The 14629-nt window shown below is 72.7% G+C and carries 16 protein-coding genes; 6 read left to right on the forward strand and 10 right to left on the reverse strand.

Translation table 11 applies throughout. The annotated features are described in order from the left end of the window. Nucleotides 1-25: 25 nt before the first annotated feature. The 7 genes from AVP42_RS08635 to paaA all read right to left on the reverse strand — a co-directional run bounded on the left by AVP42_RS08635 (nucleotide 26) and on the right by paaA (nucleotide 7545). On the reverse strand, nucleotides 26-2647 hold the full coding sequence (locus AVP42_RS08635; RefSeq protein WP_067948093.1) for a cell wall-binding repeat-containing protein: 2622 nt from the start codon (nucleotides 2645-2647) through the stop codon (nucleotides 26-28). Between the two features lie 106 nt (nucleotides 2648-2753). Beyond that, the gene (locus AVP42_RS08640; protein WP_067948095.1) at nucleotides 2754-3527 is read right to left on the reverse strand and encodes an enoyl-CoA hydratase/isomerase family protein; all 774 of its coding nucleotides are present in this window, start codon (nucleotides 3525-3527) and stop codon (nucleotides 2754-2756) included. A gap of 134 nt (nucleotides 3528-3661) precedes the next feature. After that, nucleotides 3662-4885 (reverse strand): 1,2-phenylacetyl-CoA epoxidase subunit PaaE, encoded by a 1224-nt coding sequence (paaE, locus tag AVP42_RS08645; RefSeq protein ID WP_082847118.1) that lies wholly within the window; start codon nucleotides 4883-4885, stop codon nucleotides 3662-3664. After that, entirely contained in the window at nucleotides 4885-5382 is a 498-nt protein-coding gene (gene paaD / locus AVP42_RS08650; RefSeq protein WP_067948148.1) for a 1,2-phenylacetyl-CoA epoxidase subunit PaaD, read from the reverse strand. Before paaD ends, paaE begins: the two co-directional genes overlap by 1 nt. Nucleotides 5383-5414: 32 nt before the next feature. Next, nucleotides 5415-6272, reverse strand: coding sequence for a 1,2-phenylacetyl-CoA epoxidase subunit PaaC (gene paaC, locus AVP42_RS08655; protein ID WP_067948097.1), 858 nt, complete (start codon nucleotides 6270-6272; stop codon nucleotides 5415-5417). After that, complete coding sequence (gene paaB, locus AVP42_RS08660) at nucleotides 6269-6574, reverse strand: 1,2-phenylacetyl-CoA epoxidase subunit PaaB (protein ID WP_067948099.1); 306 nt, start codon at nucleotides 6572-6574, stop codon at nucleotides 6269-6271. Before paaB ends, paaC begins: the two co-directional genes overlap by 4 nt. Further along, nucleotides 6574-7545, reverse strand: a complete 972-nt coding sequence (gene paaA, locus AVP42_RS08665) for a 1,2-phenylacetyl-CoA epoxidase subunit PaaA (RefSeq protein ID WP_067948101.1) — start codon at nucleotides 7543-7545, stop codon at nucleotides 6574-6576. The genes paaB and paaA overlap by 1 nt, the downstream gene beginning before the upstream one ends. A gap of 106 nt (nucleotides 7546-7651) precedes the next feature. Here paaA and paaI point away from each other — a divergent pair, with 106 nt between their 5' ends. The 4 genes from paaI to AVP42_RS08685 all read left to right on the forward strand — a co-directional run bounded on the left by paaI (nucleotide 7652) and on the right by AVP42_RS08685 (nucleotide 10980). After that, a complete protein-coding gene (gene paaI / locus AVP42_RS08670) occupies nucleotides 7652-8161 on the forward strand; it encodes a hydroxyphenylacetyl-CoA thioesterase PaaI (RefSeq protein WP_231878589.1) in 510 nt (169 codons plus the stop codon). Between the two features lie 116 nt (nucleotides 8162-8277). After that, nucleotides 8278-9540 carry a phenylacetate--CoA ligase PaaK gene (paaK, locus tag AVP42_RS08675; RefSeq protein ID WP_082847121.1) on the forward strand — a complete coding sequence of 421 codons (1263 nt, stop codon included), beginning with the start codon at nucleotides 8278-8280 and terminating at the stop codon, nucleotides 9538-9540. A 16-nt stretch (nucleotides 9541-9556) separates the two neighbouring features. Next, nucleotides 9557-10183, forward strand: a complete 627-nt coding sequence (locus tag AVP42_RS08680; RefSeq protein ID WP_067948103.1) for a TetR/AcrR family transcriptional regulator — start codon at nucleotides 9557-9559, stop codon at nucleotides 10181-10183. A 29-nt stretch (nucleotides 10184-10212) separates the two neighbouring features. Then, a complete protein-coding gene (locus tag AVP42_RS08685; protein WP_067948105.1) occupies nucleotides 10213-10980 on the forward strand; it encodes an SGNH/GDSL hydrolase family protein in 768 nt (255 codons plus the stop codon). Nucleotides 10981-10986: 6 nt separating this feature from the next. Here AVP42_RS08685 and AVP42_RS08690 read toward each other — a convergent pair whose 3' ends face one another. Genes AVP42_RS08690 through AVP42_RS08700 form a run of 3 tightly spaced genes read right to left on the reverse strand, consistent with a single transcriptional unit; the run spans nucleotide 10987 to nucleotide 13068 of the window. Further along, nucleotides 10987-11760 carry an ABC transporter permease gene (locus AVP42_RS08690; RefSeq protein ID WP_067948108.1) on the reverse strand — a complete coding sequence of 258 codons (774 nt, stop codon included), beginning with the start codon at nucleotides 11758-11760 and terminating at the stop codon, nucleotides 10987-10989. Beyond that, a complete protein-coding gene (locus AVP42_RS08695) occupies nucleotides 11757-12500 on the reverse strand; it encodes an ABC transporter ATP-binding protein (protein ID WP_067948110.1) in 744 nt (247 codons plus the stop codon). Before AVP42_RS08695 ends, AVP42_RS08690 begins: the two co-directional genes overlap by 4 nt. Beyond that, entirely contained in the window at nucleotides 12493-13068 is a 576-nt protein-coding gene (locus tag AVP42_RS08700; protein ID WP_067948112.1) for a TetR/AcrR family transcriptional regulator, read from the reverse strand. Before AVP42_RS08700 ends, AVP42_RS08695 begins: the two co-directional genes overlap by 8 nt. 126 nt (nucleotides 13069-13194) lie before the next feature. Here AVP42_RS08700 and AVP42_RS08705 point away from each other — a divergent pair, with 126 nt between their 5' ends. Next, nucleotides 13195-13899 carry a GAF and ANTAR domain-containing protein gene (locus AVP42_RS08705; protein ID WP_067948114.1) on the forward strand — a complete coding sequence of 235 codons (705 nt, stop codon included), beginning with the start codon at nucleotides 13195-13197 and terminating at the stop codon, nucleotides 13897-13899. After that, the gene (locus AVP42_RS08710) at nucleotides 13896-14609 is read left to right on the forward strand and encodes a GAF and ANTAR domain-containing protein (protein ID WP_067948116.1); all 714 of its coding nucleotides are present in this window, start codon (nucleotides 13896-13898) and stop codon (nucleotides 14607-14609) included. The genes AVP42_RS08705 and AVP42_RS08710 overlap by 4 nt, the downstream gene beginning before the upstream one ends. Nucleotides 14610-14629 lie beyond the last annotated feature (20 nt).

Genomic DNA, 14629 nt, shown 5'->3' on the forward strand with positions numbered 1-14629 from the left:
CGCGCTCGTCAGCGTCGGTTGCGGGTCAGCCGCCGCCGGTCTGCTCCGGCCGGTGCTCGGCGGCGGGCGTGTCGAGCCACGGCAGCTCGGGTCGCAGCTCCGGCGACACGATGGTCTCGTCCTGCGGACCCGTGTCGGGCACGCTCGGGTCGTTCGGCACCGACTTCAGGGCGATGTTCGGGCTGCTCATCGCCGGCGGTGAGAACAGGCCGGCGATGCCCGACGCGACCGACGCCGAGATGACGCCCTCGGAACCGGCGAGGAGCACGACGCGCGGATCACCACGGACGACCTCCTCGGCGACCGTCGGCGTGAGCGCCGACCCGACGAGCATGAGCACGCCGCCGTTCGCCGCGACGACCGGACCGGCGGCGAGGCCGTCAGGGAAGCTCAGGCCGGTCGCGACGCCGACCATGTTCGCCCCGCCCGCGGCCACGAGGTCGCGCGCCACGGCGGCCGCGGTCTCGTAGCGGTCGGAACCGCCGAGCCGGATGACCTGGGACGCGTACGCCGTCATCGAGGTGCGCACGCTCTCGGAGACCGCACCGGCCGAGCCGACGACGACGATCCGCTGTGGGTTCAGCCGATCGAGCTCGGTCTTGGTCGCGGCGGGCAGCGACGTGGAGGCCGTGAGCAGCACCGGGCCGCCCAGCTGCGCGGCAGCGGCGCCCGCGGAGAGCGCGTCGGGGAAGTCGGCGCCCGAGGCGACGTACGCCACCGGGACGCCCGGCGAGAACGCGCGCTGCGACACCTTCGCGGCCGTCGCGTAGCGGTCGGGACCCGAGTCGCGGACGGCGGTGACGCCGGCGGCCGCCGAGGCCTGCGCGACGACCGCGTCCGTCACGATCGTCGGCCCGCCGACGACGACGAGCTTCGCGGGCTTGAGTCGCGCCAGCTCGTCGAGCACGTTCTGCGGAATGCTCGAGCCGGGGACGAGCAGCACCGGGCCTTCGCCGCGCGTGGCCGCGCCGGCCGCGAGCGCGTCGGGGAACGTCGCGCCGGTCGCGAGGTAGACCACCGGAACCCCGGTGTTCGGGAAGCCGCGCTGCGCGAGGGCGACCGCGGTGGCGTACCGGTCGCTCCCGCCGGCCCGGTCGGTCGTCGCGTCGAGGGCCATGCCGCTGTAGCGGGTGAACAGGTTGGTGGTCATCGTGCGGACCGTCGGCTGGGGGCTGATGTTGCCGCCCATCAGACCGCCCGTGTAGTTCAGGGTCCCGGCCGAGAAGACGATCGCCGAGGACGGCGCCTGGTAGAGCGTCGACTCGTGGAGGCCGCGCTGGCCGTTGCGGGCGGTGAACGGCGACTGCGCGAGCACCGCCTGCGTGGTCCCGCTCTTCACGGTGGGCGCGGGGTACTGGGTGTGCCGCCGGTCCGCCTCGATACCGACCATCCCGGGGATGGCGGAGCCGTTCGCGAGGCCGGTGCCGCGGTACAGCCAGTGCTCCGGGGTTCGGACGATCCACGACGCGTTGGGCCCGACGAGGCCGGTACCGTCGCCGGTCGGCCACATCTGCCCGATCACCGGCTGCTCGGGTCGGGGAATGGCTCGGAAGAGCACGGTGCTCGTGGCGCCCTTCACGGGATCGAGCGAGGCGCTCTTGTAGCAGACCACGACCCGGTCGGCCGCGCCGGAGGCCGAGGGCTCGACTCGCACCTGCCAGTACATGTTGTTGCCGCCGAGGTAGGCGAGGTCGACGCCGGCGTCCCGGGCGGCCTCCGCGGCGGTGAACATCTCGCTCGTCCAGTACTCGTCGTGGCCGACGGAGACCATGCCCTGCTGCCCGTTGAGCAGGGACGGGTTGCGGTGCAGGTCGAGGTTGGTGGCGTAGGTCATGTCGAAACCGCGCGACTCGGCGTAGCGGATCATCGGCGCCTCTTCGGCCATGATCAACGAGGCGCCGGCGTTGGCGTACGGTCGGTCGAAGCTCACCTTCGCTGCCGCCGTCGACCCGGTGGCGGTCGTGGCGCCGTACGAGTTGTAGCTGTACAGGCTCTTGCCGGTGCTCCCGTTGTCGGGGAAGTTGTTGTACGCCTGGTACGTGAACGACGGCTGGACGTGCACGAGCTTGCCGGGCGCCCCGTCGTCGCGGAGCACGAACGAGGCGTAGGTCTGCTTGGTTCCGCGGGTGAACACGACGGCGTAGACGCCGCTCGTCCAGTCCTCCGTCGTCTGCACGGTGAGCAGGGTGCGCCAGTCGCACGTGACCATGCCCACCGGCATGGCGGTCGTGCACGCCGGCTGCGAGATGCCGTTGAAGGTGCCGCCCGTGACGCGACGTCCGCCGAGGCCCTGGTACCAGCCCAGTCGGTACACGTCGTACCGCACCGACCCGGCCGACGCGACGTGCACCCGGAAGTCGACCTGTTCGCCGTTGTCGATGCTGATTTTGGTCGCGTACGCCTTCACGGCGAGGTCGCGGTCGGTGGACAGCGAGTACCCCGACCACGGGATCTGCCAGGACGAGTGCCCCGCCAACCGGTTCTCGCGGACGATCCGGTTCACGGGTGGGGGCCCGGCGGCCGCGACGAGCGGGCCGGCCGCCTCGGCAGGACCGGCGTGCGCGGGGACGGGGACGGGGACCGGCGCGGCGCCGAGGGTGGCGGCGGTGATGACGATCGCGGCGAGCGATGCGAAGAAGGATTTCATGGCGATCGGGTCTCCGGTGTCGGCCCGACTCGGGCAGCCGTGCCGTCTTCGCGATGCTACGGAGGTTGTTTCACCCGGTCTTCCCCCAGAACGGGGCTCGATCCGCTCAGCCGCGACCGGTGAAGTGCGGGGGCCGCTTCTCCTGGAACGCGGCGAATCCCTCGCGGTAGTCGTCGGTGTCGCAGAGTGCCGCCTGGGCGCGGTTCTCGTCCGACATCGACGACCAGAGCCCGTGCCGGTGGTCGCGCAGGTCGGCGATGAGCCGCTTCGACGCGATGAAGGCCTGCGTGGGGCCGGATGCCGCCTCGTGGGCGGCCCGGCGCGTGGCATCCGTCACCTCATCGGCCGGGAAGACCTGCGAGAACAGGCCGGCCGCGACGGCCTCGGCGCCCGACATGAGGCGTCCGGTCACGATGAGGTCCATGGTGCGGTGCGCGCCGAGGCGCTCGTAGAACAGCGCGTGGCCGCCCGAGTCGAGCGTCGCGCCGAGGTTCTTGAACGGCGAGCCGATCTTCGCGGTGTCGGCGACGTAGACGATGTCGCTCGCGATGAGCAGCCCGAGGCCGACGCCGAGGCATGCGCCGTGGGCGACCGCGAAGGTCGGCGCGGGGAAGCGCGACATCCGCTTCAGCAGGGGTTCGACGATGCCGCCGAGGTAGCCCTGCACGTCGTCGTCGCGCGGGTCGACGCCCGCGACGTCGCGGCCGGCGCAGAACGCGCGCCCCTCGCCGCGCAGCACGAGCGCGCGGACGCCCGCGAACTCGGCCTGCTCGTACGCGTCGGAGAGGTCGCGCAGCGCCGCCTCGCCCAGCGCGTTCAGCTTCGCGGGCGCGTTCAGCACCACCTCGGCCACGCCGTCCTGGATCTCGAGCTCGATCATGGTCTCTCTCCTCCTCATCGAGTGCGCGGTTCCGCGACGGTCGCGCGGGTGCTGGCCTGCGCACTCGTCGCGGAATCGCGCGGTCGCGGGTGGTGCGGCTCGTGCGGGTGGGGCGGGCAGCGGATGTCGCGGGGCTACCCGTCGTAGTCCACCACGACGCGGTCCGACGTGGGGTGCGACTGGCAGGTGAGCACGTAGCCGCGCTCGAGCTCGTCGGGCTCGAGCGCGTAGTTCTCGGTCATGTTCACGCTGCCGTCGACGACCCGCGCGCGGCACGTGCCGCACACGCCGCCCGCGCACGCGAACGGCACGTCGCCGCGCACCCGCAGCGCCGCGTTGAGGATGGACTCGTTCGCGCTCACCGGGCTCTCGACGGTGGACGACAGCCCGTCGAGCGTGAACTCGATCTCGACCGTCTTCTCGCCGCGCTCGACCACGACGGGACGGCCCTGCCGGGGCTCGGTGGCACGGTCGGCGTCGGTCGTGAACAGCTCGTAGCGCACCTGGCCGACGGGCACGCCGCGGGCCTCGAGGGTGTCGCGCGCGAGCTGCACGAGTTCGAACGGCCCGCACAGGAACCACTCGTCGACCGTCGCCGGCGGGATGAGCGCGTCGAGCATGCGCTCGAGCTTCTCCGCGTCGATGCGTCCGGACAGCAGCGGCGCGGTGCGCTGCTCGCGCGAGAGCACGTGGTGCAGCGCGAGCCGCGACGGGTAGCGGTCCTTCAGCTCGGCGAGCTCCTCGAGGAACATCACGTCGCGCGTCGACCGGTTCGTGTAGACGAGCGTGAACCGCGAGTCGTCCGAGCGGGCGAGCACGGTGTGGGCGAGCGCCATGAGCGGCGTGATGCCGGAGCCCGCGGCGATACCCACGACGTGCTTGCCGTCGAGCGACGCGAGCCCCGAGGTGAAGGTGCCCTGCGGGCTCATCACGTCGATGCGGTCCCCCGCGGCGAGCTCGGTGTTGGCCCACGTCGAGAAGCGGCCGCCGAGGTCGCGCTTGATCGCGACCGAGACGCTGCCGCGCACCGGCGGCCGGCAGATCGAGTACGACCGGCGCAGCTCGTGCCCGTCGAACTCGCGCCGGAGCGCCACGTACTGGCCGGGCAGGTAGGTGTAGTCGTCGGCGAGCTCGTCGGGCACCGCGAAGGTCACCTCGACCGAGTCGTCCGTGAGCGGGCGCACCTCGGCGACCTCGAGCGAGTGGAACCGGGCGCGGCGCCGCTTCGGGGCGGTGTCGCCGCCGACCGCGCTCGCGAGGAACGCGTCGGCGATCGCGGCATCCGTCTCGAGGGCGCCGGCGGCGCTGCCGGCAGGGCGGGTCGGGGCTCCGGTGGAGCCCAGGTTGATCGCGGCCATCAGAGCACCTTGAAGTAGTCGAAGGGCTCGAGGCAGTCGCGGCACTCGTAGAGCGCCTTGCACGACGTCGAGCCGAAGCGGGCGAGTTCGCGGGTGTTCAGGGAGTCGCAGCGCGGGCACTTGACCGCCATCTGCAGGCGGATCGGCCCGCCCCCGCGCACGGGCGCGTGTCCCGACGGCGCCTGGATGCCGTAGGTCCGGAGCTTCTCCTTGCCGGACTCGCTCATCCAGTCGGTGGTCCACGCGGGCGAGAGCACCAGCTTCACGTCGACGTGGTCGTAGCCCGCGTGCGTGAGCGCGAGCACGACGTCGTCGCGCATGGCGTCCATCGCGGGGCAGCCGCTGTAGGTGGGCGTGAGCTCGACGTGCACGCCGTCGTCATCGACGGCGACCGAGCGCAGCACCCCGAGGTCCTCGATCGTGAGCACCGGCACCTCCGGGTCGGTCACCGTGGCGGCGACCTCCCACGCGGCGCGCGAGGCCGGGTCGCTCGGCACCGGGCGGGCGACGGATGCCTCGGGGGTCCCGGTCACCACGACGCTCCCGGGTGCGACCGGGCGAGCACCTGCATCTCGGCGAGCATCGGGCCGAGGTGCTCGGTGTGCCCGCCCTGGCGTCCGCGGCCGCCGACGACGAACGCGAGGCGCCCTTCGGGGCGGGTGAGCTCGGCCTCGGCGAAGACCTGGTCGATGACGGCGTCGAACGCCGGCCGCAGCGACGACGGCAGCGGCGCGACGCCCTCGGCGGCGAGGCGCTCGGCGAGTTCGTCGTCGCGGAACAGCTCGTCGACGTACGGCCAGGTCTGCTCGACGGCGCGGATCATGCGGCGGCGCGACTCGTCGGTGCCGCCGGCGAGGCGCAGGGTCCACTGCACGGCGTGGTCGCGGTGGTAGTCGACCTCCTTGGAGGCCTTGGCCGCGATCGCCGCGAGCGTGGCATCCGTCGACTGCTCGAGGTGCCGGTAGAGCTCGACGAGGTAGGTCGACGCGAACAGCTGGCGCGCGATGGTGTGCGCGAAGTCGCCGTTCGGCTGCTCGAAGAGCCACGCGTTGCGGAAGTCGGGCTCGTCGCGGAAGTACGCGAGGTCGTCCTCGCTGCGGCCGTCGTGCGTGCCGGCGTAGTGCAGCAGCGAGCGAGCGTGGCCGAGCAGGTCGAGGGCGATGTTGCCGAGGGCGACGTCCTCCTCGAGCTCGGGGGCGCGCGTGATCCAGTCGCCGAGGCGCTGGGCGAGCACGAGGGCGTCGTCGCCGTAGCGCAGGGCGACCTCGGCGACGTCGGCGGATGCCGCGTGGCCGGCGCTCGCCTCGGCGCCCGCGAGTTCCTCGGCGAGCGCGACGCGGTCGACGGTGACCTCGCCGTGCGGGTCGAGGTCGGTCTCGGCGCTCACAGGTGCTTCACCCCTTCGGACTTCGTGTAGTACACCGCGTGGCGGTAGTTCTTGCCGGCCGGGCTCTCGAAGAACGCGCCCTTGGCGTCGGGGTCGCTCGTGGTGACCGCGTCGGCGGGCACGACCCAGATCGACACGCCCTCGTTGCGGCGGGTGTAGAGGTCGCGCGCGTTGCGGACGGCCATGTCGGCGTCGGGTGCGTGCAGCGATCCGACGTGCACGTGGCTCAGGCCGCGGTTGGCGCGCACGAAGACCTCCCAGAGGGGCCAGGCCTCGGTGCCGGTCTCACCGGGGGTCGACATCACGCCACCGCCTTCTGCTTCGCGGCCTGCTTGCGGGCGTACTCGGCGGCCGCCTCGCGCACCCAGGCGCCCTCCTCGTGGGCCTCGCGCCGGCGGCGCAGCCGCTCGGCGTTGGCGGGGCCGCGGCCGGCGAGGACCTCGTGGAACTCGGTCCAGTCGATCTCGCTCATGTCGTAGCGCTGCTCCGCCTCGTTCCACTTCAGGTTCGGGTCGGGCAGGGTGACGCCGAGCACCTCGGCCTGCGGCACGAGCATGCCGACGAAGCGCTGGCGCAGCTCGTCGTTGGAGAAGCGCTTGATGTTCCAGGCCATGGACTGGGCGGAGTTCGGCGACTGGTCGTCGGGCGGGCCGAACATCATGAGGCTCGGCCAGTACCAGCGGTCGACCGCGTCCTGTGCCATCTCGCGCTGCTCGGGCGTGCCCTGCATGAGCTCGAGCAGGATCTCGAAGCCCTGCCGCTGGTGGAACGACTCCTCCTTGCAGATGCGGACCATGGCGCGGCCGTAGGGGCCGTAGGAGGCGCGGCACAGCGGCACCTGGTTGCAGATCGCGGCGCCGTCGACGAGCCACCCGATGGCACCCATGTCGGCCCACGTCGGCGTCGTGTAGTTGAAGATCGAGGAGTACTTGGCCTTGCCCTCGATGAGCTGCTGCATCATCTCCTCGCGGCCGATGCCGAGCGTCTGGGCCGCCGAGTAGAGGTAGAGCCCGTGGCCCGCCTCGTCCTGCACCTTGGCCATGAGGATCGCCTTGCGCTTGAGGCTCGGCGCGCGGGAGATCCAGTTGGACTCGGGCTGCATGCCGATGATCTCGGAGTGCGCGTGCTGGCTGATCTGCCGGATCAGCGTCTTGCGGTACGCGTCGGGCATCCAGTCGCGCGGCTCGATGCGCGAGTCCTGGGCGATGAGCTCGTCGAAGCGGGCCTGGGCGGCCTCGTCCTCGACCACGCTCAGATCGGCGGGTGCGGTCATCGTCGACTCCAATGCTCTCGGGACCGGCGGCGGCGGGTGCCGTGGCATCCGACATTACCAACCGATCGTTCAGTTAGTATAAGCTCGTGTCCAGCGCCTCGGCAACATGACCGACGGCGATCCCCACGCACTCGACGAGGAGCAGCGCATGACGGATGTCGCGACCGAACGCCACGACGCCGGCCGGCCGGCGGGCGAGCAGGCGGATGCCGCGGCATCCGCTCGCCCGAACCGCGCCATGATGCAGCGCGACCTCGCCTCGGCGTCGCTCGGCATGGTCGTCGAGCGCGACGACCCCGGCCATGCCGTGGTGTCCATGCGCGTGCGGGAGGACATGACGAACGGCTTCGCCATCACCCACGGCGGGCTCGTCTTCACGCTGGCCGACACGGCCTTCGCGATTGCCTGCAACGAGGACCACCAGGTCACCGTCGCCGCGGGCGCCGACATCACCTTCCTGAAGTCCACGGTCGCCGGGCAGACGCTCACCGCGACCGCCGTGCGCCGCGCCCGCAGCGGGCGCACGGGCCTCTACGACGTGACGGTCGTCGACGAGCAGGGCGACGCCGTCGCCGAGTTCCGCGGCCGCTCCATCACCACCAACCGCACCCTCTGACCCACCCGGGAGCCACCGTGTCGACGACGACCCTTCCGCAGACCCCCGCCGAGTCCCGCCCCACCGTGTCGGGCCTCGTGCCCGCGTCGCCCGACGAGCTCGACCCCGAGGAGCGCATGTCGCGCGCCGAGATCGAGGCGCTCCAGCTCGAGCGACTGCAGTGGACCGTGCGCCACGCCTACGAGAACGTGCCGCTGTACCGCCGCAAGTTCGACGAGCACGGCGTGCACCCCGACGACATCCGGACACTGGCGGATGTCGCGAAGCTGCCGTTCACGACCAAGGCCGACCTGCGCGAGACCTACCCGTTCGGCATGTTCGCCGTGCCGATGGACCGCGTGGCGCGCATCCACGCGTCCTCCGGCACGACCGGCCGGCCCACGGTCGTCGGCTACACGCACGCCGACCTCGACCGCTGGGCGACGCTCGTCGCCCGCTGCCTCCGTGCGAGCGGCGTGCGGCCCGGCATGAAGGTCCACAACGCCTACGGCTACGGCCTGTTCACGGGCGGCCTCGGCGCGCACGCGGGCATCGAGAAGCTCGGCGCGACCGTGATCCCGATGTCGGGCGGCCAGACGGCGCGGCAGGTGCAGCTCATCCGCGACTTCGAGCCCGACGCCATCATGTGCACGCCGAGCTACCTGCTCACCATCGCCGACGCGATGGAGGAGGCGGGCATCGACCCGCGCTCGACCACCCTGAAGACCGCGATCCTCGGCGCCGAGCCGTGGACCAACGAGATGCGCCGCCGGATCGAGGAGCGCCTCGGCATCGACGCCGTCGACATCTACGGGCTCAGCGAGGTCATGGGCCCCGGCGTCGGCAACGAGTGCGTCGAGGCGAAGGACGGCCCCCACCTCTGGGAGGACCACTTCCTCCCCGAGATCATCGACGGCGACACGGGCGAACCGCTGCCCGACGGCGAGCGCGGCGAGCTCGTGTTCACGTCGCTGACCAAGGAGGCCTTCCCGGTCATCCGCTACCGCACGCGCGACCTCACCCGGCTGCTCCCCGGCACCGCCCGCCCGGGCATGCGCCGCATGGAGAAGATCACGGGCCGCAACGACGACATGATCATCCTGCGCGGCGTGAACCTCTTCCCGACGCAGATCGAGGAGCTCGTGCTCGGCATCGAGCACCTCACGCCGCACTTCATCCTCGAGCTCACCCGCACCGGCCACATGGACGACATGACGGTGCGGATCGAGCGCCACCCCGACCTGCCCGTCGAGGCCTGCCAGGCCGCGACGGTCGTGCTCGCGGGCCGCATCAAGGAGTTCGTCGGTTCGTCGGTGCGCGTCCAGCTCGAGGAGCCGGGTGCGCTCCCCCGCAGCGAGGGCAAGTACAAGCGCGTGTACGACCTGCGCGAGCCCCGGTGATGCGAGACTGAAGCGGATGACGGAGAACGGGGCGCGGCGCGGACGGCCGGGGTACGACCAGCAGGGCATCCTCGAGGTCGCGGTGGCCGCGTTCAACGAGTACGGCTACGACGCCACGTCGATGGGCGTGCTCGCCGACCGTCTCGGCCTGTCGAAGTCGGCGATCTACCACCACTTCGCCTCGAAGGACGAGATCCTCGAGCGCGCGCTCGACCAGGCCCTCGGGGCGCTCGAGGGCGTCCTCGACGAGTCCGGCGCGTCCGAGGGCAGCGCGGCCGACCGGCTCGACCACGTGCTGCGCGGCGCCGTGCACGTCCTCGTCGACCAGCTGCCGTACGTGACGCTGCTGCTGCGCGTGCGCGGCAACACCGAGATCGAGCGGACCGCCCTCGCCCGCCGGCGCGCGTTCGACCGCCGCGTGATGGCGCTCGTCGCGACGGCGCAGGCCGAGGGCACGCTCCGCACCGACATCGACGGCCGCATCGTCGAGCGCCTGCTGTTCGGCATGATCAACTCGATCGTCGAGTGGTACCGGCCCGGCGGCCGCGAGGACGCGGCCCGGCTCGCCGACGACGTGATCGCGGTCGCGCTCGACGGGCTCCGCGTCCCCGCCGCCGAGCGGGAGGCCGTGCTGGGCGGCTGACGCCCAACCGAGTGCTCTACCATCGATCCGTGCCCGACCAGCCCCGCCCCGTACGATCGCGCGCGCTCGCGATCACCCGGGTCGCGGCGACCCTGGTGATCGGGGCCATGCTCGGCGCCGGCGTGGGCGTGGCCGTGGTGGCCGACCCGCTCGCCTCGTCGGAGCTCCCGCCCGAGGAGCGGGCGCCCGTCGATCCGCTTTCGACGCTGCCCGACGAGCCCACCGCGCTGATCATCGGCGACTCGTTCTCGGAGGGCGTCGGCGCCTCCAAGCCCGACGCCGGCTGGGCGCGCACGGCCTCCGACGCGCTGTCGTGGCGCGCCACGATCGACGCGGTCGGCGGCACCGGCTTCACGAAGGGCGTCGCCTCCGACGGTCGCACCGGCCTGGCGTTCGGCGACCGCATCGAGGCGCACGCGGCGACCGGCGCGGAGTACGACGTCATCGTGCTCCAGGGCGGGCTCAACGACTTCCTCGCCCCGCACCGGGAGGAGGTCGTCGCGACGAAGCAGGCCGTCGAGGCCGCCCGCGAGCGCTGGCCGGATGCCGCGATCGTGGTGTTCGGACCGCTCGAGCCGCTCGCGCTCGGCGTGCAGCGCAGCGCGCGCCTCGCCGCGATCCGCGAGGGCGCCGACGAGGCGGGCGCGACCTTCGTCGACCCGAAGCTGCCGGACGCGTGGATCAACGAGCGCAACTCGGTCCGGTTCGACGCGGGCGACGGCCTGCACCTGAACGACGCCGGGTACGCGTTCATCGCCGCGCGGTTCGCCGCGGTCATCGAGTCGTACGCCGGCTGAGCTCCGTCAGCGGTCGAGCTGCAGCCGCGACCACGCCCGCGCGCACAGCCCGGCGAAGGCGAGGGCGGTGACGGGCACGAGCGCGAGGCCCCAGCCGGTCGCGGCATCCGGCTCGATGGCCCAGAGTGCGGGAGCGACGAACGGGATGGCCCCGCCGACCCCCACGACCGCGAGCACCTGGGCCACGGCGATCAGCGCGACCGTCGCGGCGATGCCGGGGAGCAGGCCCCGGCCCGCCGTCGCCGCCCACGCGGCGGGGGTCGCGATGAGCGCGGTGAGGACGGCGAGGGGCGGGATGCGCAGCAGCGACGCCGCGGCATCCGTCACGCCGTGCCCGAGCGCGAGCCCCGCGACCGCGACCGCGCCCGTCAGGAGGACCGCCACGGTCGCCGCCCACGCGAAGTAGACCACGAGCTTGGCGACGGCGATCGTCGACCGCCGGATCGGCAGGGCGAAGAGCCCGGCGACCGTGCCGTCGGCGAACTCGCGGCCGACGAGCCAGCTCAGGGCGACGCCGAAGCCGAGCAGCGCGGCCGCCGACTCGACCTGCGCGACGACCCCGACCAGACCGTTCCAGCCGCCCGCGCCCGCGAGCGGTCCGAGTTTCGCGGCGAGCCGTTCGTCACCGGAGGCGGCGCCCGCCGCGGCTCCGACCGCGAGCACGACGATGCCGACGACGAGGAACGCCGTGATGCCCTGCAGCGCCCGCGACGCCACGGCCTTCCGTGCCTCGACGGCGATCGCGGTGCCGATCCCGTGCAGGGGTCGCGAGCCGGTCATGTCCCGCTCCGTTCGAGGTCGTCGGCGTGCACCCGCGCGAAGAACGCCCGTTCGAGGTCGGCTCCGGCGGGGTCGAGGGCGCCCACCACCCGGCCGGCGTTGACGACGGTGATGCGGTCGGCCACGCGCGCGACCTCGTCGAGGTGATGGCTCGAGACGAGCACGCCCGCGCCGTCGGCGGCCAGCGCGAGCAGTTCGGCGCGCAGCAGCAGGACGCCGGCCGGGTCGAGCGCGTTGGACGGCTCGTCGAGCACGACGAGCCGCGGCCGGTGCTGCAGCGCCGCGGCGAGACCCAGGCGCTGGCGGTTACCGAGCGAGAGCTCGCCGACGCGTCGACGCTCGAGGCCCTGCAGGCCGAGGGCCGCGATGCCGCGCTCGACGACCTCGCGCACGTCGCCGCGGGGCACGCCCCGCAATCGGGCGACCGCAGCGAGGCTCGTCGCCACGTCGAGCTCGCGATAGGCGAACGGCTGCTCGACGAGGTGACCGACCGCCGACCACGCCTCGGGCGGCGCGAGCTCCATGTCGTGGCCGAGCAGGCGCACGCGGCCCGCGTCGAGCCGGAGCATGCCGAGGACGGACCGCAGCAGGGTCGTCTTGCCGGCGCCGTTGAGCCCGACGAGCGCGTGGATCTCGCCGGCCGCCACGTCGAGGTCGATCCCGCGGATGCCGGCATCGCCGCGGAACCGGCGGACGAGTCCCCTCGCCTCGAGTCGCGCCGCGGTCGTCGCCTCAGTCACGGTCGGCTCCCACCACGGCGAGCGCGCGCTCGATCGCCGCGCCGAGGGTCTCGACCTCGCCGTCGGCCCACGCGTACAGTCCCGTCACGAGCGCGGCGAGCACCGCGGATGCCGCGACGCGGGCATCGAGCGGGTCGGTGCCGTCGTCGACGAGCTGCGCGACGATCGCCGCCTCGGTGTTGCCGGTGCTGCGCCACATCGCCCCGCGCAGTGCCGGCGTGCGCGCCGCGATGCGCACCCGCCGCCGGATCTCGGGCTGCTCGGGCTCGGGCAGCGAGCGCCAGACGGCGAGGATGCCCGCCGCGGCGCGCCGGAGCGGGGGCAGCTCGCGCGGCTGCTCGCCGATGCCGGAGGCGAGGAAGGGGTCGTACGGATCCTCGAGGACGAGCTGCTCCTTGGTGGCGAAGTGCCGGAAGAACGTCATCTCGGTCACGCCCGCGGCCGCGGCGATCTGCGCGGCGGTGGTCTGCTCATACCCCTGCCGCTCGATCAGCTCGAGCCCGTGATCGATGAGGCGCTGTCGCGTGCGCGCCCGGCGACCGGTCGGGGCAGTGGAGGTCGTGCTCACGCGACTATGTTAGTGACTAACATTTCCCTCGGCAAGAGCGGAACGTACTCCGACGCCCCCTGACGCGACCCGATCAGCGGAGTACCGTGGGACGGAGGCGCACCACGCGCCCGAAGGGGTGATCGGGTGGACGACGCGTTCGACTCGGCCATGCACGGGCTCGCGGACCGCCGCGCCGCCGAGGCGGACCTGGCCTCGACCGTGCTCCGCGCCGTCCCGGTCACGGGCGCCTCCGTCTCGACGCTCGGGGGCATCCTCGAGAAGGAGACGATCTCGTCGACCGACCCGATCGCCGCGCGCGTCGACGAACTGCAGTTCGACCTCGGCGAAGGGCCGTGCTGGGATGTCGTGGCGGCGGGCCGCCCGATCTTCGAGCCCGAGATCCAGACCCGCCCCCGGCACCGGTGGCCCGCGTTCATCGAGGCGATCCAGCGCGAGCCCGTGGGGGCGATCTTCGCCTTCCCGCTGTCGATCGGCACGCTGCGCATCGGCGCGCTCGACCTCTACCACGAGGGGCCGGCCGAGCTGAGCGACGAGGACGCGCGTCGCGCCGCGGCCATGGCCACGCTGATCAGCCGGTACGTCATGCGGCGGGCGCTGCGGCTGGCCGGCGAGCCGGACCCGTCCGAGCACCGCCACGCGCGCCGGGTCGTCCACCAGGCGACCGGGTTCGTGATCGCCCAGCTCGGGCTCTCGCCGGAGGACGCGTACCTGCTCATCCAGGGCCAGGCGCTCGCCCAGGGCCGCACGATGAACGAGATCGCCCACGACATCATCGATCGCCGCCTGTCGTTCACGACGGATGACGGCCGGATCGAGGAGGAATCATGACGAAGACCTCGCGCCAGGAACGACTTCTCGAGGTCTTCGCGACCCTCGCGGACACCCTCGTCGACGACTACGACACCGTCGAACTCCTGCAGATGCTCGTCGAGAGCTGCCAGGAGCTGCTCGACGTCTCGGCCGTCGGCCTGCTGCTCGCCGACGCCGACGGCAACCTCGAGGTGATGGCCTCGACCGGCGAGGACAGCGAGCTCGTCGAGACCATCCAGCTCGCCGCCGAGGACGGCCCCTGCATCGAGGCGTTCCGGACCACGTCGGTGGTGCACGTGCCCGACATCGCCTCGGCGCCGGAACGCTGGCGCGGGTTCAAGGCGGCGGCGCTGCACAGCGGGTTCGCGTCGGCCTACGGCATCCCGATGCGGCTGCGCGAGGAGACCATCGGCTCGCTCAACCTGCTCCGCACCGAACCGGGCGAGCTCAACCGCCTCGACCTCCGGACGGCACAGGCGCTCGCCGACGTCGCGACCATCGGCATCCTGCACGAACGCGCCCTGCGCGCGAGCGACCTGACGCGTCGACAGCTGCAGCTCGCCCTGAACTCGCGCGTGACCATCGAGCAGGCGAAGGGCGTGCTCGCGCACACCCACGACATCTCCCCCGAGGAGGCGTTCGGGCTCCTGCGCACCCACGCCCGGAGCCACAGCCTGCCGCTCGGCGTCGTCGCCGAGCGGGTCGTGCACCGGGAACTCATCTTCTGAGCCGCGCGCCGGGAGCGTCG

It is taken from the genome of Agromyces sp. NDB4Y10, from assembly GCF_001620055.1.
Taxonomy (GTDB): Bacteria; Actinomycetota; Actinomycetes; order Actinomycetales; family Microbacteriaceae; genus Agromyces; species Agromyces indicus.

What these genes read in the sequence shown, in the direction of transcription:
- AVP42_RS08635 (WP_067948093.1), bottom strand. Translation starts at nt 2,647, where the DNA reads ATGAAATCCTTCTTCGCATCGCTCGCCGCGATCGTCATCACCGCCGCC.
- AVP42_RS08640 (WP_067948095.1), bottom strand. Translation starts at nt 3,527, where the DNA reads ATGATCGAGCTCGAGATCCAGGACGGCGTGGCCGAGGTGGTGCTGAAC.
- paaE (WP_082847118.1), bottom strand. Translation starts at nt 4,885, where the DNA reads ATGGCCGCGATCAACCTGGGCTCCACCGGAGCCCCGACCCGCCCTGCC.
- paaB (WP_067948099.1), bottom strand. Translation starts at nt 6,574, where the DNA reads ATGTCGACCCCCGGTGAGACCGGCACCGAGGCCTGGCCCCTCTGGGAG.
- paaA (WP_067948101.1), bottom strand. Translation starts at nt 7,545, where the DNA reads ATGACCGCACCCGCCGATCTGAGCGTGGTCGAGGACGAGGCCGCCCAG.
- paaI (WP_231878589.1), top strand. Translation starts at nt 7,652, where the DNA reads ATGACCGACGGCGATCCCCACGCACTCGACGAGGAGCAGCGCATGACG.
- paaK (WP_082847121.1), top strand. Translation starts at nt 8,278, where the DNA reads ATGTCGCGCGCCGAGATCGAGGCGCTCCAGCTCGAGCGACTGCAGTGG.
- AVP42_RS08680 (WP_067948103.1), top strand. Translation starts at nt 9,557, where the DNA reads ATGACGGAGAACGGGGCGCGGCGCGGACGGCCGGGGTACGACCAGCAG.
- AVP42_RS08690 (WP_067948108.1), bottom strand. Translation starts at nt 11,760, where the DNA reads ATGACCGGCTCGCGACCCCTGCACGGGATCGGCACCGCGATCGCCGTC.
- AVP42_RS08710 (WP_067948116.1), top strand. Translation starts at nt 13,896, where the DNA reads ATGACGAAGACCTCGCGCCAGGAACGACTTCTCGAGGTCTTCGCGACC.